Raw genomic sequence first — 25,591 nt, 5'->3', positions numbered from 1 at the left:
TTAGTGACTAGCTACTTAGCGATTACATGTAATCACTAAGTTTGAATGTCAGTGTGTGCACATCGTTTTTCAGCACTAAAGAATCTTTGGTTAACGTGATGTCACTCCAGTCTTGTAGCGTTTGAGAAACCGCCTGTTCAGTGTCCATAATGTCACCAATACACATCTTCATGGTTTTACCCATTTTCTCTATACGGAACTTGTTGTCCTTCAGTTCTGCTTGGCCAAAGAAGTTGTTACAACCAGCGTTACCATTAGCGATCATTTTCTCGCCGATTTCTAAGCTAGGAGTTTTTAAGCGTTCATTCTTCACTACGTCTTTGCCATCAACTTGGATCAGTTCCCAATTGTGATGTTGTAGATCCTGAGCAGTAATTTGCACTTCATCCCCCGTACTTTGACAAGCCGTTAGAATTACAGGTAGCGTAACCGCTGCAAGTAGCGATTTTGAAATCAGCTTCATATGTTTCACTCCGAATGTGGAAATTCCGCTCAGTATAGACAATAAAACACTGTTTTTGTCAGCATAAGGTCATAGATTGAGTCTTAAATTACAGTGAAACATTTGTTAATCATTGATTTATATTAGTTTTGTCTGTTAGTGAATTGCCAAATGTAAGCGATTTCTTATATTTGTTTAACACTCTTACGAATCGAGAGTGTCGGCTCAAGCTGAATGATTTCAGGCTCATTGCTCTGCTTGTTGAGCTTTTTTAAGAGGGTATCGACGGCGGCTTTACCTAGTCGATATTTCGGCTGGTGGATGGTGGTTAGTGCTGGCGACATAAACTTGGCTATGTGGATATCGTCGTAACCGATAATGGAAAGATCGTCTGGCACGCTAACATTGTTTTCATTCGCTGCGTTAATCACACCCATAGCCATCATGTCGTTTCCTACAAAAAGAGCACTAGGTAGCGAACCTGATTTTAATAGCTTATTAAAAGAGTCGTATCCGCCTTGGCATTCAAAGTCAGACTCAACAACCCAATCAGGATTAATCTCTAGCTTGGCTTCGCGTAGGGCACGCTTGTAACCTTCATAGCGCATTTGGGCTTGGTGATGATGTAAAGGTCCAGTGATACAGCCGATGTGCTTGTGACCACATTCAATCAGATGTTTGGTTGCGATGTACCCACCAAGCAATGAGTTGTCTTGGATTTTATCGCTGGAAAACAGCATTGGTCCCCAGTCCATGACGACAACGGGAATATCTGGGTATCGTTCAAACTCATCGATGCGCTCACCCACCAATGTAGAACACATCAAAATAATGCCGTCGACGCGTTTTTGCAGCAGAGTATTGATAGAGGCTTTCATGCGTTCATGGTCGCCTTCTGTGTTACACAGAATCAGGTTGTAACCTTGCTGATAACAGTTGCGTTCGACACCTTTTACTACTTCACCAAAGAAAGGGTTGGTTGATGTCGTCATCAACATACCTATGGTTTTGGTGCGGTTCATCTTAAGGCTGCGGGCTAGAGCGGAAGGGGCATAATTGAGTTCTTGAGCGGCTTTGTTTACCCGTTCCGCAATCTCATCGCTTACGAAACGGGTTTTATTTATAACATGGCTAACAGTTGATGTTGAGACTCCAGCGAGCTTAGCGAGATCCTTCATTGTTGCCATGAAACTTTTATCCTTTAGTTTTGTTCTGCTAGGAATGCATCAACCTCTGCGCGTTGTGGAATAGAGGTTTGCGCGCCAAAGCGAGTAACAGAAATCGCCGCGGCTGCATGAGCAAATTTAATCGCTGATTCTAAAGGCATTTGTTCTAACAAGCCAGTAACAAAAGCACCGTTGAAGGTGTCTCCAGCAGCAGTTGTATCTGTCGCTTTCACTCTAAATCCCGGGATTATGCTGCCTTTACCTTGTTGGCTTAACCATACACCTTTTGCGCCCAGTGTAATCATCACTGTTTCGATGCCTTTGCTATGAAGTGCATCTGCCGCTTGTTGCGCTGTTTGATCGTCAGACACCGTGACACCTGTAAGTACTTCGGCTTCGGTCTCATTTGGCGTAATGATATCCACACAGCTGAGAAGTTCGTCTGGCAACTCACGAGCTGGAGCTGGATTTAAGATAACTTTTGTCTGTGCACTTTTTGCAACTTGCGCCGCTTTAATAATGCCATCAAGTGGTGTCTCAAGCTGAGCAAGTAGATATTGCGCGTTGCGTATTTGGTCTAGATTTGGCTCAATCGCATTTGCTGTCAGTTTTGCGTTGGCTTCTGCTGAAATACAAATACTGTTTTCGCCGTTGTCTGAAACCTGAATCATCGCAATGCCAGTAGGGCAGTTTGGTTGAAGTTTCACACCCGACACATTGATGCCATCAACTTTGAAGCTTTCGCGAATGTTGATACCAAATGGGTCATCACCTACACAGGCGATGAAGCCGACATCTGCTTTCAAGCGCGCGGCTGCTACCGCTTGGTTTGCACCTTTGCCACCTGGGATGACTTGGTAGTTACGACCGTGTAGCGTTTCGCCTGGGCGAGGAAAAGTCGGTACTTGAAGAACGTGGTCAGCATTGACACTACCGAATACCACCAACTTATTCATAAAGGTTGTCCTCAGTGTTTTAGGAAAAAGAGAGAGGTTTAAGGTTTCTATTTGTTTGAAAGTGTTGAGACTCAAAACCTTAAAACTGTCTATTTTCACCCTCCCCGTGAGGAGAGGGTGTCATACATCATTACTTAGTAATAACTTTTAGAGGAACAGGGATGTACTCTTCCACTTTCTCGCCTTTAAGCACGCGATCTGCTGTTGATACACCTAGTGCACCAATCATGTCTGGTTGTTGTGCAACCGTTGCTGCTAGTTGGCCGCGGTTTACCGCTGCGATACCGTCGTCAGTACCATCAAAGCCAACGATGACAACATCTTTACCAGAAGCTTTTACTGCGCGCAGTGCTCCAAGTGCCATTTCGTCGTTTTGAGCAAATACTGCTTGTACATCTGGGTTAGCTGCTAGCAAGTTTTCCATTACGTTCAGCCCTTTAGTACGGTCGAAATCCGCTGGTTGGCTAGCTAGAAGTTGCATTTCGCTGCCTTTTACTGCGTTCATGAAGCCTTGACCACGTTCACGAGCTGCAGAAGTACCTGCAATACCTTCAAGTTGAATAACTTTTGCTTTTTCACCCACTTTTTCCATGATGAAGTGACCAGCCATTTCACCACCAACGATGTTATCTGAAGCAATGTGGCTAACTACTGTGCCACGGCTCGCACCACGGTCCAGAGTCAACACTGGAATTTTCGCATTGTTTGCAATTCGAATTGCGTTCGAAACCGCATCTGAATCTGTAGGGTTGATTAGAATAGCTTTCACGCCACGTACAGTAAGGTCTTCAACGTTTGAAAGCTCTTTACTTGGATCGTTTTGTGAATCTAGAACGATAATGTTGTAGCCTAACTCTTTTGCTTTCGCTTCAGCACCATCTTTCATCGTAACGAAGAATGGGTTGTTCAACGTAGAAACTACGATTGCCATAGTATCTTGCGCGTGAGCTGAAACAGAAACTGTGGTTGATAACAGTGCTGCTGAAATCAGAGTTGCCAATTTTTTCATTTTATAGTCCTTATGCTGGGGGAGACCTAACCGAAATTAGGTCTGTTGTTTCACGAGTTATTTGTTTTTGTTGTCTACTAGTACTGCAAGCAGAATAACCACTGCTTTTGCAATCATTTGGTAGTAAGAAGAAACATCAAGTAGGTTCAGTGCGTTGTTCAGGAAACCGATAATCAAAGCACCAATCAGCGTACCCATAATCTTACCGCGACCACCGAGTAGACTAGTGCCGCCCAATACAACAGCAGCAATAGCATCTAGCTCATAACCCATACCTGCGGTTGGTTGAGCTGACGATAGACGTGAAGTCACGATGATGCCTGCTAGAGCCGCAAGAAGACCACAGATTGAGTAAACGCCAACTTTTACTTTGTCTACGTTAATACCAGAAAGACGAGTTGCTGATTCGTTACCACCTGACGCATAAACATAGCGACCAAAACGAGTGTGGTTCAGTAGGTACCAAACAGCAGCGAATACGATAGCCATCAACCATACTGGTACTGGAATACCTAGCATGTAGCCTGTACCGAACCATGCAAATGCATCTGCAGTGTCAGTAAAGCCGGTAGAAATTGGACGACCATCGGTGTAAACCATTGTGCCACCGCGTAGCAATGTCATCGTTACTAGTGTCGCGATGAACGCTTGCACTTTACCCTTAGCGATAATGAAACCACTGATGGCACCTAGTGCTGCTCCTGCAAACAGTGCTGTAGGTACAGCAATCAAAACAGGAACTTCAATAGCAATCAGACTTGCTGCAAATGCACCGCAAAGCGCGAGCACTGAACCTACGCTTAAATCGATACCACCAGTGAGAATAACCAGCGTCATACCTACTGCGATGATGGCGTTTACTGACGTCTGACGAAGAATGTTCAACAGGTTATCAATCGTGAAGAAGTTCGGATTTAAAAAAGAAACAATAACGATCAGAACTAATAGAGCGATGAGTGATTTCTGTTCGATTAGCCACTCTTTGCTCAGCAGTTTCTTTTCGCTGACAGAATTTGTTTTATTCATAGTATTAGTACTCATGCTGCTTCCTCGTTCACCGTTTTACCAACGGCACACGCTAATAGATTTTCTTGGTTGGCGTTTTTAGCAGAAAATTCGCCACTGATTCGGCCTTCATGCATTACCAAAATGCGATCGCTCATACCCAACACTTCTGGCATTTCCGAAGAGACCAAGATGATGCTCATTCCCTCAGCTTTGAACTTATTGATGAGCTGATAGATTTCTTTTTTTGCACCCACATCGACACCGCGAGTCGGTTCATCAAGGATCAATACTTTTGGTTTGGTCATCAGACCTTTTGCGATAGCGACTTTTTGCTGGTTACCACCAGACAAGTTGCCGATGATCTGGTCTCTTGATGGGGTTTTGATATTGAACAACTGGATAAAGTCTTCCACTGCGATAGCTTCGTCGCTATGTTGCAGTTGAATGCCTTTCGAAAGCTTATCCAAGGCGCACAATGACATGTTTTCTTTCACAGAAAGACCTAATACAAGCCCGTCACCTTTACGGTCTTCGGAAATGTAGGCAATGCCGTTTATCAAGCCGTCTTGAGGACTTACTGGGTTTATAGTGCGACCGTTGAGATTAATAACTCCGCGCTCCGAAGGCAGAGCTCCGTAGATCACTTTCATTAACTCGGTACGACCTGCGCCCATCAAGCCTGAAACGCCAAGTATTTCGCCTTTTTTAAGTGTGAAGCTTACGTTGTGAACACCTGAACCAGTTAAGCCGATCACTTCAAGGCACGTATCACCATGCTTAACTTCAACTCGTGGATACTGTTCTTCCAGTTTACGACCAACCATCATTTCAATTAGACCGTCTTCATTGATGTCTGCAACTGGGCATTCTCCGATGAATTTGCCGTCACGCAGTACGGTCACGTCATCACAGATTTCGAAAATCTCTTTCAAACGGTGAGAGATATAGACAATGCCACAGCCTTGATCGCGCAGTTCATTAATCACTTTGAATAGCGATTCGGTTTCTGTGTCGGTCAAAGCATCGGTCGGTTCATCCATGATGATGACTTTGGATTCAAACGATAAAGCTTTAGCAATTTCTACCATCTGTTGCTCGCCTAGGCTTAGAGTGCCGAGCAGAGCCTTAGAGCTGTATTTCACATTCAAACGGGCAAGAAGTTTGTCTGCTTCTTGATACATTTCATTCCAAAGGATACGTCCCATAGAACTGGTTTTTTCGCGACCAAGAAAGATGTTCTCAGCAATTGTCAGTTCAGGGATCAGGTTTAATTCTTGGTGAATAATACTGATACCTGCATGTTGCGAATCTCTTGGACCTTTGAAAGCCGCTGTTTGACCTTGATATTGAATATCACCAGCATCTTTGGTGTAGATGCCAGTTAGCACTTTCATCAGGGTTGATTTGCCTGCGCCATTTTCACCCATCAGTGCCATTACACGACCGGGATATACACGCAGTCCTGCTTGGTCGAGCGCTTTAACCCCTGGAAAGGATTTGTCGATATTGGTTAGCGCTAAAATTGGTTGAGTCATACTCATTCCTCAATCTTCGAGTGGGGGATGGAATTAAAAAACCACACCAGCTTGGAAAATGACGTTTGCGTAAGGTGTGCATTCACCCGTTCTGATCACAGCGCGGCTATCTTGTGTGCGCACTTTGAATTCTTCATGAGATACGTAGGCAACTTCAATGCTCTTACCACAGCGGCTCTCTTCATCTTTAAGTTCTTGAAGCAAAGCAGCATGAAGCTCAGGGCTTACTTGAGCAAACTCAGTTGCCATCACCACACCTTCGATTTGAGATTCAGAAAGAATCACACGAACTGTGTCCAGAAAGCTTGGAATTCCATGAGTTAACGCTAAATCAATACGGAGAGTTTCTTCAGGAATAGGTAAACCTGCATCACAGATGGTGATCTCATCGGTATGGCCAAGGGTGGCAGTCAAATAAGAAAGTTCTGAGTTCAGTAGGGCGCTTTTTTTCATTGTTTTACCTTTGTATTCGCAAATGTTTAGTCGCTGGAACAAAGTGTTTTTATCGCAGTAACGGTAAAAAAACAGTTCATCGAAACGTTTCGATGAATGCTAGGTCATTCGATTTAACTTGGGTAGGATGAGAGATTTCGTGTGTGACAATGATCGATGAAATAGATGAATCAGCTAAAAATAAAGTGATCACCATCACTTTGTTTTTCTATCTGATGAAGAAGGCGCACTTAAACTTACGTAGGAAATGTACAACTGCTCAATTTGGCTAGAATTTGTTGATTGAAACTTCTCTTTTCTATACTTATAACTGTTAATCAACATTCTAAGTCGACGAACAAGTCACTGAGGTTCATTTTGATATCCAGTCACCAAACAGAAGGAAATGTAATGGAACAGCTCGAATTTTTTACTGTCCCCAGTCCTTGTATTGGTGTTTGCTCTATGGACGATAAAGGGTACTGCCGTGGGTGTATGCGTAAACGTGAAGAGCGTTTTGGCTGGCTGGAGATGACACCTGCACAGCAAATACACGTCATCAAGTTATGTCGACAACGTTATCGCAGAAAAGTGGCTCAAGGTAAGGCTTCAAACGAAGGGGCTTCCGAATCCGAAAGCCCGCAACAATCATTGTTTTGAAGCAATCAATAACCCTTACCTAATCAGTAATTGCAAGCAGCTTTATTATGGTGGGCTCTTAAGAGGAGCTTACTTTAAAGTCCAACGATCGCTTACCCAGCCACCCGCATGGGCGTCAAAGTGTAAGCCGTTGAATTTGCTATTCATCTCTCTAAATGGTTCAGAATTATGCTGTTCGGACATGATCGCTCGTATATGGCAAGCCATAGGGTCAGTTGGATCGGCGTTAGATGCTTGTGTTCTGATAGCAACTTCTTTGATGAGTTGCAAACGATAGCTATTACTCGCGCGTTTCATTTCGACCTCCGTAAACGATGTGACCATTAAAAAAGTTAGGATCTGCTCATTTTTTAGTCAACGAAGATCAAGCCATATTTTTTCTAATGCGTAATCGTTCACAAAGTTGTTTGAGATACCATGAAAGCGTCATTCAATAATGAGTTGCGACGAGTTCTCAAGCCATTTTTGTCGTCTCAATCCAAGGACTTTTTGAATCTCATAGAAGCGACGATGAGGCCAAGAAGTGTAAATCCGGCCAGCCATGCAGTGTCCTTCCACAAATCCACCAAATCAGCTCCTCGAAGGACTATGCCTCGTATCAATCGCATGAAGTGTGTAGCGGGCAATACTTCGGCTATCCATTGAGCCAAAACGGGCATTCCTTCATAAGGAAAGATAAAACCCGAGAGCAGAATGGAAGGCAGCAAAATAAACACCGTCATCTGCATTGCTTGAAGCTGCGTGTTCGCTAATGTCGAGATCATAAGACCGAGCGTTAAGCTGGCGGAAATGAAGAGTAAAGTGCCAAATAAAATCTGGCTGATATCACCGTTAATAGGAACGCCAAAAATAAAATGTCCTAAGCCTAGAATGATAAATACCTGAATCAAACCAACGAAAATGTAAGGGACGATTTTAGCCACCATCAACTCGATAGGGTGTACAGGCGTTGTGATGAGCAGTTCGAGATTACCTCTTTCCCTTTCACGCACAATGGCGGCGCTGGTAAAAAGAATCATCGTCATTGTCAGTATCACGCCCAAAAGACCGGGAACGATGTTGACCGCAGATCGGCGACTGGGGTTGTAAAGTAGGGTGATCTCGAACGTAGGCGTGCTTGCTGGCTTAATGTTGAAATCAAAGTCAGTCAGAGGCATGGCTTTTAAGCCCATGATTGAACCGGCAATAATGGTGTCTGAACCATCAACCAGCCATTGCCCAAGTTCTCTGCCTTCTTGTAAACGTTGCAGTAAATCCTTTGGCAAAATAAGTGCAGCTCGTACATCCCCTTGTTGTATAGCTTGTTCTGCCTGTTTAGCGGTTGCGAATTGTTCCGTGACAGTAACAACTTGGGTTACTTTAACCGATTCTGTGAGTAAGCGACCAAAAGTACTCTGGCTTTGATCAACCACTGCCACAGGGATGTTGCGCACATCTGTGTTGATAGCAAAGCCAAACAACAATAACTGGATCAGCGGAATCATGACCACCATGCCAAACGTGATGCGGTCACGAGACAGTTGACGAAGTTCTTTAATCATCACTGCTTTCATTCGAAATAGGCTATTCATTGGCGTCCTTTCCCCGTCACAGTGACAAATACATCTTCAAGACTTGGGCGTGCAATGACCAGTTCTGCATTTTGTAAGCTGGGTTCAATGGTCTTTAACCATTCGATTGGGTTTTCGATTTCTCTGTGTATTAATACGCGCAGGCGAACGCCCAATTGCGCCGCAGAACGAATTTCTGGTCGAGCAATAAGTTGTTCTTTAAGTTTACGAAGATTTGTTGTTTTGACTTCGACCACGTTTACCCCCATCTGCTGCATAAGCTTTTCTGGTTCATCGTCAGCTCGTATTTCACCGGCTTCCATAATAGCAAGCCTATGGCAACGCTCGGCTTCATCCATATAGTGGGTGGTGACGAGAATGGTTGTGCCTTGAGAAGATAGGTCAAACAATTGTTCCCAAAATTCGCGTCGGTTTTCTGGGTCGACCGCTGAGGTTGGTTCATCAAGAAACAGCAGTTCTGGATTGTGCATAGTGGCGGCGGCTAAAGCTAGACGCTGCTTCTGACCACCACTCATGCTTGATACGCGTTGCTTTCTTCGCTTATCGAGTCCGTAAGTGATTAACTGTTCATTGGTTCGCAGAGTCAGTGCTTTGCGGTTCATACCAAATATTTGCCCCATGAACTGCAAGTTTTCTTCAACGGTGAGTTCGTCGTAGAGTGAAAACTTCTGTGTCATGTAACCGATTTTAAGACGTAGTAGCTCAGATTGTTTGGGGATCTCTAATCCCAGAACATTTACGGAACCAGAAGTAGGGCTGAGCAAACCAGTAAGAACTCGAATAGTGGTGGATTTACCGCAACCATTGGGACCTAGAAAACCATAAATGCTGCCTTTTGGAACATTTAAATTGATACCCTCTATCGCGGTGAAATCACCAAATTTCTTAACGACATCATTTGCCTGAATTGCGTATTCGCTCATCGTCACTCCTAAGGTAAATCGACTTGAGCCGGAATTCCTGAAGGAAGCTCTTGAGCCTCTTCCGCCAAGTCGATTTCTGCCAGATACATTAAGCGCGCACGCTCATTTTCTGTAAGGGCATAATAGGGAGTAAATGATGGCTCGTTGGCTATCCAGCGCAATGTTCCTTTATAGGTTTTATCTAAGCCATCAACGTGCACATCCAGAGCGGTGCCTTGGGTTAATTTAACGCGGTAAGGCTCAGGTACGTATACGCGAGCAAAAGGTGAGTTATTGGCTTGAACTACGGCAACAATGCTACCCACAGAAACGCGTTCACCGAGATTGTAGGGCAGGTTATCTAAAACTCCATCTCGTGTTGCTACTATGGTTAGTTCGTTGAGTTTTTGCTGTTGAACTGCGGTGTTGGCGATAGCGGCTGCTAGTTCTGCTTTTGCCTGCTCAATATCCTCAACTCGTGTACCAGCGGTAAGTTTTGCAAACTCTTCTTTGGCAGAATCTACTTCTGCTTTTGCCGAATCTCGCGCTGAGAGTGCAGTATCTTTCTCAGATTCGCTTATAAGGTTTTTAGAAACTAGCTCTGCTTTGCGGCGATAGTTTTTGTTGGCTTCAGTCAATTTTGCCGTCGCTAAGGTCACTTTTGCTTGAGCGACAGCAATATCTTCAGGGCGTTCACCATTGGTTAACTTGGTCAGATAAGCATTCGCCTTTGATTGCTGCGCGATGGCTTGTGCAAGAACGGCTTGTTGGCTGGTTGTGTCCAACTTAACTAGAACGTCACCAATTTTGACTTGGCTGCCTTCTTTTACTGGTAATTCTCGAATGATTTCATTGCTGGTGGCAGAAAAAGTGACTCTATCTCTTTCTAATGTACCAAGAGCCTGCGCGCTGTCGTCTGGTGTACAGCCAACAAGCAAGGAGAGAAGGAGCAAGGTAGTGCCGAGTGGTTTCATAAAAGGCTCCATTGAAATCTATAGAGAACAATTCGGTTTTTAACTGAGACGAAGAATACGCTTTATAAGTTTATGTTCGTTAAGGGCTTTCTTGCACACATTATTCATCAAGGGTGTGAGCTAGCAAACCGCTTTGTGCACAAAATGAGCTTTGTACTCCATTTGAGACATTGTCTTCACTCTAACCTTGTTAAGTTTCTTTTACGTGAAATCAGCTTGAATAGGGTGGGCTACAAAAAATATTTTTATGCACCGTATTTGGGCGGTGGTTTATTTCATGTTCAGTTTTTCACCATACATTGTCCTTGCTACATCACTTTTCTTGCGCACCAAAAACGGCCGGATAATGCACTGATTTAATGCGTTTTATACATTTGTATAAATTGTCAATTTTGCTTGTTGAACGATCGTACATTTTTGTTGTAGGCTCGATTCTATCAAGGATGAAAGCAGCATTGGATTGGCTGAAAAGGGAGTCAGTAGCATGAAATATTCACCGTTTGTTGAGCGACTAAAAAGTGAAGGTGGTGACGCGTGGGAAATTCACGTGAAAGCACTTGAAGCAGAAAGAGCGGGTGAGGATGTTATTGTACTCAGCGTCGGTGACCCTGATTTTAAAACACCCGATGTTATCTGTGATCGCCTAATACAAGCGATTAATGAAGGTGATACTCATTATTCAGATATTCAAGGCTATCCTGAACTGCGCAGAGCCATTGCTGCTAAACACAATCAGAGTGCTGTTCATCCAATAACTGAAGACAACATCATCATTGTTCCCGGAGCCCAAAATGGTCTTTATTGTTCTGCAGCATGTCTGCTCAACGAAGGCGATGAAGTGCTGGTTCTTGATCCTGCTTATTTGACATATGAAGCCACGCTTAGCGCTTCTGGAGCAAAGGTTGTCCTTGTTAAAACCAATACGGATGAATATTTTCGCTTGAATGCGGAGGCTTTACGCAGCGCAGTTACCCCTAAAACCAAAGCAATATTCTTTGCTAACCCTAATAACCCGACCGGAAGAATGCTTGATAGAGACGAGCTGCAAGAGATCGCGGATATTGCTGTTGAGTTTGACTTATGGGTGGTATCTGATGAGGTTTATTGCGCTCTGGCGTTTGAAAAAGAGCACATCTGCATTCGTGAACTGGAAGGAATGGCTGAGCGTACTGTGGTACTTGGAAGCCTATCTAAATCCCATGCCATGACAGGTTGGCGTGTGGGTTGGATGATTGCCAATACCCAGCTCATTGAACACGTAGATCGCTTGCTACTCAATATGTTTTATGGATTACCGGGCTTTATTCAACAAGCTGCCATCACTGCGATGCAACATTACGACAATATCTCCGCGGATATGCGAGAAGTGTATCGTAGACGTTGTAACGTGGTGTGTGAGGGCCTAGCGAACTGTCCATCCTTGACGGTACTGAGACCGGATTCAGGCATGTTTGTATTGCTCGATATTCGTCAGCTTGGGATGACCAGTAAACAATTTGTTTGGAAGTTATTTGAACATTCTCAAGTTTCAACGTTGGATGCTTCGGCTTTTGGCGAAGCAACACAAGGTTTTGTCAGACTTTCCTTTGCGATTAGTGAAGAGAAGCTCGCTGATGCCTGTAAACGCATTACCCGCTTTGTCAGTGAACTGGTCGAAAACGGCATTACTCACGTTCAGACCGTATCAAGGTTTAACAGCGTGAAACAACCTGAAATCGTGTTACCGAAGAAAGTGATTGAAGTGGTCGATTTGCACAAAAACTTTGGTGATCATGAAGTGCTGAAAGGTGTTTCGCTGACGGCACGTGAAGGTGAAGTCATCTCTCTTATTGGTGGTTCTGGTTCGGGCAAAAGTACTTTGCTTCGTTGTATCAATATGCTTGAAGTGCCTAACAAAGGGTTGGTGTACATCAATGGAGAAGGCATCGAGACGGCCATTGATAATCGCGGTGAACCTTATGTGAGAGATCAGCGTCAACTGCTTGATATCCGTTCTCGGTTGGGCATGGTTTTCCAGAATTTTAACTTGTGGCCGCACCGCACTGTTTTAGAGAACCTGATTGAAGCACCTATTCATGTATTTGGTGAATCCAAAGCAGAAGCGATTGAGCGTGCAGAAGTTCTACTGGAACGTGTGGGAATGGCTCATAAAAAAGATGCTTATCCGGGCTTTTTGTCCGGTGGTCAGCAGCAACGAGTAGCGATTGCGAGGGCGTTGGCGGTTGAACCTAAAGCAATGCTGTTCGATGAACCTACATCAGCTCTCGACCCAGAATTGGTTGGCGAAGTGCTTAAAGTTATCCGCTCTTTGGCGGAGGAAGGCAGAACCATGATTCTGGTGACGCATGAAATGGCATTTGCGCGCGAAGTTTCTTCTCATGTTGCATTTCTGCATCAGGGCATTATTGAAGAACAAGGCACTCCGGCGTCTTTGTTTAATAACCCAACCAGCGAACGGTGTCGTCAGTTTATTAACGCTCAGCATAACCGTGGTTAGGAGTTGAATATGAACGATGTATTTCAACTTATTGGTTTTGGTGAGAACGGCTGGGGGAATGCCTTGCTTGAGGGCGCAGTGGTTACGATGCAGATCTCTGTGGGAGCATTTTTAGTCGGAATCATAATTGGTCTATTGACTGCTATCGCCAAGCTGCAAGGTTCGCCGGCTGTAAACACAGTAGCAAAAGGCTACACCACGGTTTGTCGCGCTGTCCCTGAGTTGCTCCTGATCATCGTTTTATTTTATGGCGGTAGCACACTAATTAACTATTTCGCTTCTGCTTTAGGGTTTGGAGATATTGAAATCGCGGGTATGCCCGTTGCGATTGTGGTACTGGGTTTAGTGCAGGGCGCTTATGCCTCTGAGATTTTTCGTGGTGCTATCCAGTCAGTCAATATTGGACAAGTCGAAGCAGGGCATGCGTATGGTATGAGCGGTAAGAAATTATTCTTTCGTGTCACATTGCCTATGATGGCGCCCAATGCCTTGGCAGGGCTTTCAAACCTTTGGGTAAACCTTATCAAAGACAGTGCGCTTATTAGTGTGGTTGGAACCAACGAGTTGCTTTACACAGCGAAACAGGCTGGTGGTTCAACACGAGAATATTTGGTCTTTTTCCTTGCCGCCGCCGTGATTTATTACCTCATTACGCTCGCTTCAAGCTTCTTGTTGAGATTGCTGGAACAGCATTTACGCCGCTGGCAGCCTAAACACTAAGGAGAGACTGATGGACTTCATTATTGAATATGCAGATCTTGTGCTGAGTGGTTTGAAAGTGACCACGCTGCTTTTGATTATCTCGTTAGTACTCGGTTTTGTGTTCGCGGTAGGCGTGGGTATTGCTCGCATCTCGAACAATCGACTTATTGCCTATCCTGCGTTTGCTTTTACCAGTGTGATTCGTGGAACGCCCTTGCTGGTACAGATCTATATCTATTACTACGGATTGGGCACGCTGTTTTCGCAGATGCCAGGAATACGTTCAAGCTTTCTTTGGCCCTATTTAAGAGATGGTTTCTGGTATGTAGCTTTTGCGTTGATTCTTTCAACCGCAGCCTATTTAGGAGAGGTGATCCGTGGTGGATTATTGTCTGTACCGAAAGGTGAAGTGGAAGCCGCTCGCTCATTTGGTATGACCGCCACCAAAGCGATGTTGCGAGTTCGTTTGCCTCGTGCGCTGTATCAACTCGCACCCACACTCGCAGGAGAAACGGTACTGCTTCTTAAGTCGACGGCACTGGCTTCGACAATTGCGGTGGTGGATCTCTTAGGAGCCGCGAACAGACTTCGCTCAATCACCTTTGAAATCTATAAGCCCTTGTTGGTTGTTGCTGTGATTTACATTGTGATGACGTATTTGATTGAATTTGTGTTCGCCAGAATCGAACAGAAAATTCCAGCGCGTCGATAGAGGATAAACATGTTAAGCATTAACAAAGGAATAGTACTCTGCTTCGCGGCTTATGCGTCATTCTCTGTGCAAGACGCGGTAATGAAATGGATGGTCGCAGACTTCTCGGTTGCTGAGCTTTTATTCTGGCGCAGCCTGACCATGCTGTTGGTTTGTTTAGCGATTGGGCGTCGTCAATTAGTTTCTCAAACTCTAGCTTCACCAGTACTAAAACCTTTGATGTGGCGAAGCTTCATCGCTGGGTTGGCTTGGGTATTTTATTACTTATCAGCCAAGGAACTCACTCTAGCGCAGATGACGACATTGTATTATTCAGCGCCAGTTATCGTTGTGGTGTTAGCGGTCGCCTTTCTTCAAGAAAAGCCAACGCCAATGCAGTGGGCAAGTGTCGTTATTGGTTTTGTCGGCGTCTTAGTGGCCTCTCGCCCAAGTTTTACCAGCCAAGCATTATCCGTCTTTTACGCACTGTTCTCAGCGCTTTTATGGGCATACACCTATGTGCTACTTAGACAACTTGCTGGCAAGGCTTCGGTACTGATGCAGATGTTTGCCGCCAATGGCATGTTTGTTTTGATGACGGGGCTGAGCCTACCTTTCACCTTCACCGTTTGGGACAACAGTACCATCATGGTGATGCTATTAACCGGTCTGATTGGTGGTCTGGGGCAGTATTTACTTTTTGTCAGCTTCGAACACGTAGAAGCAACGGTGCTAGCACCAATTGAATATACAGGGCTTATTTGGGCATTTTTGTTCTCATTTTTGATCTGGGGAGATGAGCCTAATGCCTTCCTGATCTCAGGAGCCGTACTTATTGCAATCAGTGGGTTAGTGTCGATTATTGCTAATGATCGTAAAACGAAATCATTGATGGTTAATGCAGAGTCTTAAGGATATACAACAAGGAGAGTTATATGAAAAAGGCACTATTGTTATCAGCGTTACTCGCGACATTCTCAATTCAGGCAGCAGACACCGTACGTGTTGCAGTAGCTGCAGAACCCTATCCACCGTTTGCGACTAAACAAGCAGATGGTTCGTGGAAGGGTTTCGAAATTGATTTGATTAATAAGATCTGTAGTGATGCGAGTCTTAATTGCGAAATTAAAGAAATTGCATGGGATGGCATTATTCCAGCGCTCGTTGCCGATAAGGTAGACGCAATTTTTGCTTCTATGACCATTACCGATGAACGTGCTAAGAGAGTATTGTTCACCAAGCCTTACTACAACACTCTACCTGCGGTTGTGGGTTTAGAAGGTCAGAAATTTGCATTTGAAAAAGATGCACTAAAAGGCAAAATTATCGGTGTTCAGACTTCAACTATCGCGGCTTTTTACGCTCAGGAAAAAGTTGGCAAATGGGCTGAAGTTCGCCAATACGATACTCAAGATGCAGTAAACGCGGACTTGTTAGCAGGACGTATCGATTACATGATTGCAGACGATATCCCAGCGACAGAATTCTTCAATAGCAACAAAGCAGGCTTAGAATACTATGGCAAAGTGAATTACGAGCCGATGTTAGGTCAAGGCATTGGTGCAGCAGTACGCCAAGATGATACCGCGCTAGAACAAAAACTGAGTGGTGCTATTACAGCTTTAGTGAAGAGTGATTATTATGACAAACTTTCAATGCAATATTTTGGAACTAATATTGCGCCGTAATAATTTACTACTAAACGTTGGTTTATCGAATGTTTAATGAATAATCAGAGGCGGAATTATTGCCTCTGATTATTGTTTTATATAACTAGAATATTTCTGCTCTATATCCTTTTAGCCAATTTCTTGCAATGGTAAGAGCATCATAACTTTCTTTGTTCTCAGATTTTCTTTTATTATCAAATAAGGTTTCTCTTACCCAAAGTCCATCTAATAATGCCATTAAACTTTGTGTAGCCATTGAAATGTTATCAATGCTGAGCTTTTCTTCCACACTTATATTAGTCAATAACTCTTCTAATAATGACAGAGTTTCATTATTCACTCGGTTATAAGTGTCTGCCATTTCTTGAGAATCTCGAATTAAACTCCAGAAAACTAACCATGCTTTCAGTAAATCAGGATCTAGAGCTTCTTCTGAGAAGTTTTCACGGAAAAAAATGTCCAACTTCTCGGCTGCACTACCTGAGCTTGCTTGGATTTGCTCTTGTACCGACTGAAGGAAATCGTTAGAGATAACGTTATAAGTCTGAGCGATGAGGTTATAAACTGAGCCAAAGTGATGGTTCACTAATCCTTGAGATACGTTGGCTTCTTTGGTTATTTTACGAACAGATAAACCAGAATATCCTTCAGATATTAAACATCGTAACGCGCTACTGATTAATAGCGCTTTTCGTTCGTCTGGTTCATATCTATCAAATTTTTTTATTTTCATAAAATATTCATTTTGGATTGGGATTTGTCTGTGTGAGTGTTCAATTTTATTTGATTATATATTTATATTGAAAACAATTCTTTTGTTATTTATCTCTGCTTTGTATTTAATTTAATTTTTCATTATTGTTTGATGTTAATCACGGGTTCTTGAATCTTATCTCTGATCGCATTTTTAATTTTTATTGTTTTTAATTTCTAAATATCAACATCTGATCTCATAAACTTCAACTGTGGGTAACGTACGGTTTAGCTTCCTTTTTATGATGCTTCCAGTTCGTCAACTGGTTAATAAATAAGGATAAAATGTGAAAACTTTTAAATATTCACTGTTAGCCATCTCTTTAATGGCAGTGATGGGGTGCAATGAGAATCCACCGACATCTGAGACACAAACGCACACCAATGATACCAAGCAAACTGTGGGTAATAATGAGCCTGAAGTTAAGTCGATGAATGCAAGCCAACAAGACTTTGAGACGTTAAAACAAAGAGTTATTCCTGATTTTGTGGCAAGTTCTGAAGCTTCAGCCAAAAAGCAGGGCAAGACATTGGAAGTTTTGGCTGGTGAGTATCTCTCTTCAATTTCCCAACAAGGCTCTTGGGGCGATATTAACTATCAACAGGTAGAAAAACCGGGCTGGCAGCCTAGCTTGCATCTTGATCGATTGGTTATATTGTCAGCGCAATACAATCAAAAGCCGACATCAGAATTAGGCAAAGCTGTCAGTCAGGCGCTTACGTTTTGGTTAGATGCAAACCCGCAAAGCTGGAACTGGTGGTGGCATGATATCGGTATTCCTAAACGTATTGGTTACAGTGCGGTCATGGCTAAGGATGCTTTAGATAACAGTTTGTTAGAGAGAATTGCTCAAAATCTACCTGATACGCCTAACTATTCTCCCAATAACCCCAACAGTCCAATCCCTAAAGCTGCGAACCGTACTGACATTGCGCTGGCGGTGTTAAACAGAGGTTTGCTAACCGGTGATGCAGAAATGGTTAGTAAGGCGATCTCTGACATTGAAGCGACGATTACTATCGGCACTGCGGAAGGTATTCAAGCTGATTTTTCATTTCATCAGCACGGTCCACAGTTATACACCTCAGGTTATGGTCCTGTATGGTTTGATGCTGCGGCTAAGTGGGCTGGTTTTGTTGATGGTCTACCTTGGCAGTTTGCGACAGAAAAAACCAACATTCTTGTTTCTTACATGATGGATGGACAGCGTTGGTCTAAACGTCACGGTCAATGGGATTACAACACCATGAGCCGCGGAATTAGCCGTGTTAAATCCTCAGAATTTCAGCCAGTTAATTCAGATACTCTGCCACAGAATACGCCGATGGATCTGGTAGCGAAGTGGGCACCAGACCGCGCTCAAGAAGCAGAAAGTTTTAAACGGCATGAATACGGAAATGCAGGATCTGGTTTGAATGGATTTAAGCACTTCTGGCGCAGTGATTATTCTGTGAAATCAGCAGACAGTCACATGTTCAGTATCGGTATGAACTCGCAGCGCGTTGAACCTGCGGAAGCAGGGAATGGAGAGAATCTAAAAGGCTTCTGGTTAGGCTTTGGCAGTACTTTCTTACTGCAACGTGGCAACGAGTATCACAACATTTTCCCCGTTTGGGATTGGGCGCTGGTTCCGGGTGTCACTGCTCCCGAATATGTAGGGCAAGCAGCTGATTGGGGGCGAATCATGCAACCTGATGTCTCCTTTGTTGGCGGTGTATCCAACGGAAATGTCGGCGTGACGGTCTTGGATCTGGATATCGAAATACGACATGCGGAAACTGCACATTCAACTCAACCCAATTTCTATCAGTATGGAGAAGGCAAGGGCAAAACCAGAGCTAAAAAAGCATGGTTCAGTTTTGCTGATGAGGTAGTTGCACTGGGCGCAGGTATCTATTCCACTCACCATGAAAACGTCAATACGTCAGTCAACCAAGTTTTACTTAATGGTGAAGTCACCGTTGATGGTATGACGGTTGAGCAGGGGCAACGCACTCTAGCCAATGCGAAGTGGGTTCACCATGACAACGTAGGTTATGTTTTCCCAGACAACTGGAATGGTAAGTTGTCGAATCAAACTCAAACTGGTTCATGGAATGCTATTCGTACTGCAAGTTCTGCAGATCAAGTAAGTAAAGACGTGTTTACTATATCAATGAACCATGGAGTAAAACCCGCCAACCAGAACTATCAATACATTATCCTTCCGGCAACAAATGCTGAGCAGGTTGCTGCATATGCGTCTAACATGCCTGTCACTGTTATCGCCAATACAGAGCAGCTTCAAGTTGTTCGTCACAACGGTCTCAACATCACTGGTGTGGTGTTCCATGAAGCAGGAGAAATAGCACTTGGCAAAGGAATGGTGGTTAAAGCGAATCTTCCCAGTGTACTGTTGATTGATGAAAGTGGTGAAAAACCGAAGTTGAGTGTATCTACACCGGGGCAAAGTTATGCACCACTTGAGTTGACACTTGTTTCAGCACAATACGGTGATGTTACGCATTCAATTCTGACTCCAGGCACTGACTCAGAAACAGGTAAAACAGTGACTTTTGCTTGGAATGACAAAGTTGATAACACGTTTCGTCATGTTCAGCTTGTTGATGAACAGAAAGCGTTGGCAATTCAAACTGAGTTCCAATTATTTGCAGAAGCAGACACAGAAATTCAAGGTGGACGCTACGCAGATCAGAACTTTGACATAGTCTCTCGCTGGGATTTGTACGTAGGGCAAATCGCTGATAAGGAATCGCAACAGGAGAATGCGTTAAAGACATCTAAATCCTTGGTTAAATTCAATCTTGATCGAATCGCGGCTACACCAGTTAAAAAAGCGGTGTTGAAACTTCATGTGCGAGACGTAAACGGAGTGGGCGAGCAAATCATCAATGTTCTTAAGCTAGACAACAACGATTGGCATGAAAGCCACGTGACATGGAATGATGTCGATGGTAGCGCATTGCCAATAAATCAGGCGTTGACGATTAGTGATACAGACAAGAAGCAGTGGGTTGAGTTAGATATTACTGAACTGGTGGAAGCATCACGCAAGCAAGGTGTATTAAGCTTGATGTTTGAAAATGCAAGTGAGGGCTATGTGGCGTTTGGCTCAGATGAAACCGAACAAATTCCATTATTGGATATTGAAAGATAGGCAAGCTGAATAGCTAAAGAAGCAAGCAGCTTTTATTCAACAACTATTCAAAAACGGTGGCATTTGCCACCGTTTTTTATCTCTAGACGGGTAATGATTTCCACTTAATACTTTTCGTCTGCTTTGGATCAAAGTAGACAGCAACTGTTCTGGCTAATGTGAACTCTTGTCACTGTTAAGTTGAAGGAGACAACTTCTATGAACAAATGTGGACAATGCAGACAGTTTTCTCGAACTCCGGATAACCAAAAAGATTTGTGTGGAGCTTGGGAACAACCTACGACCGCAACGAGAGTTGCCTGCGATTACTTTATGCCGAAAAAGCCGCTTCGCAATCTAGAGCAGACGGCGAAGCAATCGTAATAACTTCTTCGTTCATCCTATTTCTTCGCTTCCAATTTTTCCAATAGGGCTTTTTTAGGCTTCGCTACGACGCCGTAAATGAACGCGACAGGCAAACCTACGGCTAGCAGCAGGATAATCGCCACCACAATAATGAGAGTGATGATCAGCTTCCAAAGCACGTTATCTAAAACATTGAGAGAGATGCTCGGAATGTGATCCTTAGATACCTCAAATAGTTTTTCGGTGTTACTAACGAAGTCAGGATACTGAGCAAGTATCTCTAGAACGTCGTTATTAATCGATTCTAAGCTAAGCGCAATTCCTGCAAGTGAATCATTCACCTGAGGCAGCTCGCGAGCGGTGGTTGGAATGGTTTCTAGCATTCCATTTACTGAGTTGGTTAATTGTGTCGCGCTACCGATCATTTCTGATAGCTTTTGCTGATTCTCTGGTGACAGTTCCACATCGCTTTTCGCCAATGTATCCAGAGAGCCTGACAAAGCCTGCATGGCTTCGGCTAACTGCTTTGTTGCCTCACCAACGGTCGTCAGTTCAACATTTACTGAATTGACGTTGACATCGAGAACGGGAGCCTTCTTAGGTAGGGTTTCAGTTTGTAGAGTGTCCGTGGCATAAACAGCAGTGCTGGAACATAGTGAAATGATTGTCAGCAACATCATTTGTTTAAGTGATACAAGGATGTGGCTAAATCGGTAATGGGCTAGGTAACTGAGTATCTTTGTCATAGGTCTGTCTCTATATCGATTCGATGTAAGTATTGGTGAAAGGTTGCTAACGTCATTATAAACATGAAACCAAGGACATATCGTCCTTCATAGCAATCTCTCTTGTACCTTAATTGCGACCTAAAACAAAAAGGAGCCCCTGAAGGAGCTCCTTTTGTTTTTTACTGAATTAGTTTCTTACTGTATTTTTTCTTACTGAATTTGTTCAGCCTAAAGAAATTAAATCAGTTAGCGGATTTTGAACTGACCTACATCTTTAGACAGTTTACCGACAGATTTGCCGACCAGTTTTGCTACGTCGTTAATTTCATCAGACAAACCTTGGCTAACACGATTTTGTTCATTTAAGTGTTCAAGGTTGGCACTTAGCTCTTCTGATACGCTACTTTGCTGCTCAGTCGCAGTGGCTATTTGTGTTGCCATATCACTCACTATGGTCGCAGATGACTGGATGGACTCGAACATTTGCTGAATATTCAAAGAGAGTTCTACGTTTTTCTCTACTCGGTTTGAACCGTCCAAAATCGAGTTCACTGCGTCTTTCACACCATTTTGTAGCTTGTCGATCATGGTCTGAATTTCTTCTGTCGATTTTTGTGTTTTGCTGGCAAGTGAGCGAACTTCGTCGGCAACCACCGCGAATCCGCGTCCTTGTTCGCCTGCGCGCGCAGCCTCGATAGCCGCGTTCAGTGCCAACAAGTTTGTTTGCTCTGCAATATTGCGAATCACTTCAAGCACTGTTGCGATGTTATTTGACTCATTCGATAGCTGTTCGATTACTTGATTTGCTTTCTTAATGGAGTTTGCAAGCTGGCGAATTTCGTCAACGGAGTTCTCGACCACTTTCATACCTTGAGATGTCAGTTCAGCGGTATGGTCTGTTTCGCTGGCGGTACTTAAAGTCCGTTCGGCGACTTCTCGAATAGACACACTGAACTCGTTCACTGCTGCGGCAATTTGCTCAATGCTTCTAGTTTGTTCATTGCTTACGTGTTGAGCATTTTCGTGTGTATTCGCCAGTTGTACGGCGTTGTTATCAAGCGATGTGCTGCTCAATGATATTTCAGAAATAAGGGTTTGAAGTTTCGCGACAAAATCATCAAAAGCAGAAGCCAATTTACCAAGTTCATCGCTACGTTGAGAGTTAATTCTCTGTGTTAAATCACCATCACCTTCACTGATCTCTTTAATGCGTTTTGTTAGATCGTTTACGCTACTTACCAATACTTTAGGTACTAGGTAACTTAATACAGCGGTGACGATGATGATGAAGGCAACAAACACTAACATATAGAACTGCATGTCTGCTGTTTCTTCTGAGAACATAGTGACTTCAGCATTCGCTTGAGTATCGAGTTCTTGGCTAGCAACGTCGTAGAGCTGTCGTAAGTTCTCAAAATCTTGAGATACCGTAGAACCAAGCAAAGTTTCGGCTTCTTTTGTATTGCCGTTGTCTACCAATTTGAAGAATTCATTGGATGATTGCTCCCACTTTTTAAAGCGGTTATCAAAATCATTCACTTTGGCAGTGACGGTTGGGTGAGTACTCATAAGACTTTTAAACTTCATCATGCGGTCATAAGCTTGCTTCGCATTGTCTTTAAAATCTTGTAAGTCTTCTTTGCCAGGGCTTAGCAAATAGTGTAATTGCGCCACATAGGCTTGATATAAATCTCGGTCTGCGTTTAAAACGAAGGAGACGGATGGAATGAACTGGTGACCAAAACTATCGACACCGTTATTCAGTTTTTTCGTTAGCGATCCATAACTAACAAATAGAATGATGAGCGATACAACAGCTATTCCCATGGATATTGAAAGTTTTGCTCGAATGCTCTTAGTTACTATCCCGAACATAAATCACCTCATGTGATAAAAATTCAAATACAACACTGACGATCTTTTTTATTGTTTGTTTTAATTTAGTTGAAAAACAAAATAGCTGTAAAGCGACTTGTCTATATGCATCAATACCTCAGGTCATGTCGATAAAATGTGAATTTGTTGAACTTTGGAATATCCGCGTTTGAATACGTCATGTCGACAGAGGATTGTTCTATAGGTGTTTGGCTATTGGTTGTAATTGTCTGAATAACAACAAAATTAGAGTAATTACGACAATTAGAAAAAACTTAAATTAATAGTTTTGTAAATAAATCAAAGTGTTAATGATTGGCTTGTAATTTGCCCAGTAAACTTATTTGTTAAAGCTTTTGTTTATAAGGAATGGGTAATGTCGAATTTAGAAACCGATCGCTATATCTCTTTTTGTAATATCGAATGTGATCAAAATGCCGATCTGCTTGTCAGTCTACTTGATAAACATTTAGAAGCCGGACACGGCAAAGAGCAGTGGCACAGCTATTTTCGTAATAAACAGAAAGAACAGAAGAATATGGGGCGTGACAACCTAAATTTTGTCGGCAATCAATTAAACGTTTTATACAGCTATTTTGCAGAATGTGATGACAGTGATGCGCTCGATCTTCTCTACAAGTTGGAGCAAGAGTGTTGTTAGCTATTCGATAGTAGAAGTGTGCAACAACTCTCCGCTATCGACCTTTTTATATGGTAATTGAGTCATTTCTGACTCAATTATTTGCATATGAATGCATTATGGCTTGGTCATTATAAATATGGTGTTTGGTATAGTTTCTTGAAATATATTAGATAATTATAAGGACACCTACATGTTCAAGAACCTTACACTGAAGCAAAAGTTAATCCTACCTCTTACGTTTATCGTTTTGTTGCTCGTATCTACTTCAACTGTGATTGTTTTAACTTCATCGAAACAGTCAGTTTTAACGGATACTTTAAACGAAAAGGTGATCCCAAATCTCTTTGTTCTAGAAGATGCCTACCGAGATTTATATCAGGCGACAAGTGCCATACAGGGACTAGCTCTAGCCGACAATCAAACCGAGATAGAACATCATCTATTTGAGTTCAAAGAAAATGCTTATAAAGCCATACCGAGAATGCGTAAGTCTGTGGAACTCGTTGATCAGGGAATTATGCCTGTAGCCTACCAATCAGAGGTTCAACACCTAATTAAATTGGGAGAAAAGTGGCTAACAAGTTATGAAGCCATGGTTAAGCAACAACCAGTCAATTGGGAGCGATATTACGAACAAAATAGTAAAGAATTCGATGAGCTTTTTTCCGCTGTTCGTGTTCAGTTAAATGTTGTTAAAGGAGCGATGGAATCCAAGCAATCTGAGTTAGAAAAAGACATCGCAACTGCGGCTCATCTTGCTGATCTCGTTATTATGGGCGGTACAGCTGTGGTTTCTATTGCTGCACTTGCGATGGTGCTGCTGCTTGTGAGAACTATTGTGACGCCAGTCAAAAGCATTCAAAAAGCTATGGAGCAAATTGCTACTGGTGATGGTGATTTACGACAACGAATCGAAGTTAATTCAAAAGATGAAATTGGTCAGTTAGCGGGTTCATTTAACTTGTTTGTTTCTAAGATTCAAACTACGGTGGCGCAAGTGGTGGAAAGCAGCAGTGCACTTCAAAGAGAGATAGGCAACCTACAAACCCTAACCTCTAATATCGAGAATTCAACCACGCATCAACAGAAGGACAGTGAAGTAGTCGCAGCAGCTGTCCATGAAATGCAAACTACCAGTCGAAGTGTCAGTGACAATGCTCAGGAGGCTGCCAACGCTAGCCAAATTGCGAATCAGGAACTGTTGAACACCAATGCAATTCTTGAATCTTCAGTGGATTCAATCCGGCAACTTGCTAACGAGATTGGGCGTGCAAGCACGGTTATCAACAATTTAGACAGAGATGTTAGCAACATCGCTTCTGTTGTAGATGTAATTCAAGGGATTGCTGAGCAAACTAACTTATTAGCGCTTAATGCAGCGATTGAGGCAGCTCGAGCAGGTGAACAAGGGCGAGGTTTTGCAGTTGTGGCTGATGAAGTACGTTCATTAGCTAGCAGAACTCAGCAGAGTACTGGCGAAATACAATCAATGATTGAAAGACTGCAAGTAGGAGCAGAGCAGGCAGTTGAAGCTATGGCAAGTAGTACGAAGAGTGGTGACAATACAATCATTCAGGCAGGAAAAGCTAGTCACGCTTTGTCTGAAATTTTAAACGCAATATCTCTAATGAACGAGATGAATACCCATATCGCAACTGCAGCAAGTCAACAAAGCACTGTAAGTGATGAAGTGAATAGTAATGTTCAAGGTATAGCTGACAGCAGCAGAGCCATCGTTGATATTGTTGAACAAGCACAACGAGCACTTACTCTCTTGCGTGAGCAAGGTGGCAAGTTGGATGGTCAGGTAAGTCAATTCAAAGTGTAACTGAGTAACTTACACTGACTTAGGGTTGAATAATCTGATGCTTTGT

24 protein-coding genes and 1 pseudogene are annotated in these 25,591 nt (G+C 43.2%); 11 read left to right on the top strand and 14 right to left on the bottom strand.

Annotated features, from left to right (window positions below; all coding sequences use genetic code 11):
* Positions 1-22: 22 nt before the first annotated feature.
* From ACOSVQ_RS19850 to rbsD, 7 genes are all read right to left on the bottom strand, one after another.
* Positions 23-463, bottom strand: a complete 441-nt coding sequence (locus tag ACOSVQ_RS19850) for an META domain-containing protein (RefSeq protein ID WP_491984165.1) — start codon at positions 461-463, stop codon at positions 23-25.
* 164 nt (positions 464-627) lie between these two features.
* Entirely contained in the window at positions 628-1,629 is a 1,002-nt protein-coding gene (locus ACOSVQ_RS19845) for a substrate-binding domain-containing protein (RefSeq protein ID WP_491984164.1), read from the bottom strand.
* Between the two features lie 14 nt (positions 1,630-1,643).
* On the bottom strand, positions 1,644-2,564 hold the full coding sequence (gene rbsK / locus ACOSVQ_RS19840; protein ID WP_491984163.1) for a ribokinase: 921 nt from the start codon (positions 2,562-2,564) through the stop codon (positions 1,644-1,646).
* Between the two features lie 130 nt (positions 2,565-2,694).
* Positions 2,695-3,573: a ribose ABC transporter substrate-binding protein RbsB gene (gene rbsB, locus ACOSVQ_RS19835; protein WP_491984162.1), complete on the bottom strand. Its 879-nt coding sequence runs from the start codon at positions 3,571-3,573 to the stop codon at positions 2,695-2,697.
* 57 nt (positions 3,574-3,630) lie between these two features.
* A complete protein-coding gene (gene rbsC / locus ACOSVQ_RS19830; protein WP_491984161.1) occupies positions 3,631-4,614 on the bottom strand; it encodes a ribose ABC transporter permease in 984 nt (327 codons plus the stop codon).
* Complete coding sequence (gene rbsA / locus ACOSVQ_RS19825) at positions 4,611-6,116, bottom strand: ribose ABC transporter ATP-binding protein RbsA (protein WP_491984160.1); 1,506 nt, start codon at positions 6,114-6,116, stop codon at positions 4,611-4,613. The genes rbsC and rbsA overlap by 4 nt, the downstream gene beginning before the upstream one ends.
* A gap of 33 nt (positions 6,117-6,149) precedes the next feature.
* Complete coding sequence (rbsD, locus tag ACOSVQ_RS19820) at positions 6,150-6,569, bottom strand: D-ribose pyranase (RefSeq protein WP_491984159.1); 420 nt, start codon at positions 6,567-6,569, stop codon at positions 6,150-6,152.
* A 390-nt stretch (positions 6,570-6,959) separates the two neighbouring features.
* On the opposite strand from rbsD, the gene ACOSVQ_RS19815 reads away from it, so the two are divergent.
* Positions 6,960-7,208 carry a DUF1289 domain-containing protein gene (locus ACOSVQ_RS19815; RefSeq protein ID WP_491984158.1) on the top strand — a complete coding sequence of 83 codons (249 nt, stop codon included), beginning with the start codon at positions 6,960-6,962 and terminating at the stop codon, positions 7,206-7,208.
* A gap of 69 nt (positions 7,209-7,277) precedes the next feature.
* Here the strand turns inward: ACOSVQ_RS19815 and ACOSVQ_RS19810 are convergent, their stop codons facing one another.
* The 4 genes from ACOSVQ_RS19810 to ACOSVQ_RS19795 form a co-directional block, all read right to left on the bottom strand.
* Positions 7,278-7,505 (bottom strand): hypothetical protein, encoded by a 228-nt coding sequence (locus tag ACOSVQ_RS19810; protein WP_491984157.1) that lies wholly within the window; start codon positions 7,503-7,505, stop codon positions 7,278-7,280.
* A 176-nt stretch (positions 7,506-7,681) separates the two neighbouring features.
* Entirely contained in the window at positions 7,682-8,779 is a 1,098-nt protein-coding gene (locus ACOSVQ_RS19805) for an ABC transporter permease (RefSeq protein ID WP_491984156.1), read from the bottom strand.
* Positions 8,776-9,702, bottom strand: coding sequence for an ABC transporter ATP-binding protein (locus tag ACOSVQ_RS19800; protein WP_491984155.1), 927 nt, complete (start codon positions 9,700-9,702; stop codon positions 8,776-8,778). Before ACOSVQ_RS19800 ends, ACOSVQ_RS19805 begins: the two co-directional genes overlap by 4 nt.
* Positions 9,703-9,710: 8 nt before the next feature.
* A complete protein-coding gene (locus tag ACOSVQ_RS19795) occupies positions 9,711-10,655 on the bottom strand; it encodes an HlyD family secretion protein (protein WP_491984154.1) in 945 nt (314 codons plus the stop codon).
* A 484-nt stretch (positions 10,656-11,139) separates the two neighbouring features.
* On the opposite strand from ACOSVQ_RS19795, the pseudogene ACOSVQ_RS19790 reads away from it, so the two are divergent.
* The 6 genes and pseudogenes from ACOSVQ_RS19790 to ACOSVQ_RS19765 form a co-directional block, all read left to right on the top strand.
* A pseudogene (locus tag ACOSVQ_RS19790) lies at positions 11,140-12,273 on the top strand (pyridoxal phosphate-dependent aminotransferase); the annotation flags it as partial.
* A 99-nt stretch (positions 12,274-12,372) separates the two neighbouring features.
* Positions 12,373-13,152: an ABC transporter ATP-binding protein gene (locus ACOSVQ_RS19785; protein ID WP_491984167.1), complete on the top strand. Its 780-nt coding sequence runs from the start codon at positions 12,373-12,375 to the stop codon at positions 13,150-13,152.
* 9 nt (positions 13,153-13,161) lie between these two features.
* Positions 13,162-13,872, top strand: a complete 711-nt coding sequence (locus ACOSVQ_RS19780) for an ABC transporter permease (RefSeq protein ID WP_491984153.1) — start codon at positions 13,162-13,164, stop codon at positions 13,870-13,872.
* A gap of 10 nt (positions 13,873-13,882) precedes the next feature.
* Positions 13,883-14,566, top strand: coding sequence for an ABC transporter permease (locus ACOSVQ_RS19775; protein WP_491984152.1), 684 nt, complete (start codon positions 13,883-13,885; stop codon positions 14,564-14,566).
* Positions 14,567-14,575: 9 nt separating this feature from the next.
* Positions 14,576-15,457: a DMT family transporter gene (locus ACOSVQ_RS19770; RefSeq protein ID WP_491984151.1), complete on the top strand. Its 882-nt coding sequence runs from the start codon at positions 14,576-14,578 to the stop codon at positions 15,455-15,457.
* A 23-nt stretch (positions 15,458-15,480) separates the two neighbouring features.
* Positions 15,481-16,233 (top strand): transporter substrate-binding domain-containing protein, encoded by a 753-nt coding sequence (locus ACOSVQ_RS19765; protein ID WP_491984150.1) that lies wholly within the window; start codon positions 15,481-15,483, stop codon positions 16,231-16,233.
* Between the two features lie 85 nt (positions 16,234-16,318).
* Here ACOSVQ_RS19765 and ACOSVQ_RS19760 read toward each other — a convergent pair whose 3' ends face one another.
* Positions 16,319-16,948, bottom strand: coding sequence for a TetR family transcriptional regulator C-terminal domain-containing protein (locus tag ACOSVQ_RS19760; protein WP_491984149.1), 630 nt, complete (start codon positions 16,946-16,948; stop codon positions 16,319-16,321).
* A 307-nt stretch (positions 16,949-17,255) separates the two neighbouring features.
* On the opposite strand from ACOSVQ_RS19760, the gene ACOSVQ_RS19755 reads away from it, so the two are divergent.
* Both ACOSVQ_RS19755 and ACOSVQ_RS19750 read left to right on the top strand, forming a co-directional pair.
* Positions 17,256-20,126 (top strand): polysaccharide lyase family 8 super-sandwich domain-containing protein, encoded by a 2,871-nt coding sequence (locus ACOSVQ_RS19755; RefSeq protein WP_491984148.1) that lies wholly within the window; start codon positions 17,256-17,258, stop codon positions 20,124-20,126.
* A gap of 198 nt (positions 20,127-20,324) precedes the next feature.
* The gene (locus ACOSVQ_RS19750; RefSeq protein ID WP_491984147.1) at positions 20,325-20,489 is read left to right on the top strand and encodes a hypothetical protein; all 165 of its coding nucleotides are present in this window, start codon (positions 20,325-20,327) and stop codon (positions 20,487-20,489) included.
* 17 nt (positions 20,490-20,506) lie between these two features.
* Here the strand turns inward: ACOSVQ_RS19750 and ACOSVQ_RS19745 are convergent, their stop codons facing one another.
* Together ACOSVQ_RS19745 and ACOSVQ_RS19740 are read right to left on the bottom strand one after the other, a co-directional pair.
* Positions 20,507-21,217: a hypothetical protein gene (locus tag ACOSVQ_RS19745; RefSeq protein WP_491984146.1), complete on the bottom strand. Its 711-nt coding sequence runs from the start codon at positions 21,215-21,217 to the stop codon at positions 20,507-20,509.
* Between the two features lie 228 nt (positions 21,218-21,445).
* Positions 21,446-23,074 (bottom strand): methyl-accepting chemotaxis protein, encoded by a 1,629-nt coding sequence (locus ACOSVQ_RS19740; RefSeq protein ID WP_491984145.1) that lies wholly within the window; start codon positions 23,072-23,074, stop codon positions 21,446-21,448.
* Positions 23,075-23,450: 376 nt separating this feature from the next.
* On the opposite strand from ACOSVQ_RS19740, the gene cowN reads away from it, so the two are divergent.
* Positions 23,451-23,735, top strand: a complete 285-nt coding sequence (gene cowN / locus ACOSVQ_RS19735) for a N(2)-fixation sustaining protein CowN (protein WP_491984144.1) — start codon at positions 23,451-23,453, stop codon at positions 23,733-23,735.
* A gap of 172 nt (positions 23,736-23,907) precedes the next feature.
* Complete coding sequence (locus tag ACOSVQ_RS19730) at positions 23,908-25,545, top strand: methyl-accepting chemotaxis protein (RefSeq protein WP_491984143.1); 1,638 nt, start codon at positions 23,908-23,910, stop codon at positions 25,543-25,545.
* Positions 25,546-25,591 lie beyond the last annotated feature (46 nt).

The sequence above is a fragment of the Vibrio sp. HM8-C genome (genome assembly GCF_058630515.1).
Note: the sequence above shows the minus strand (reverse complement) of the source record. Positions and strands in the feature narration are given on the sequence as shown.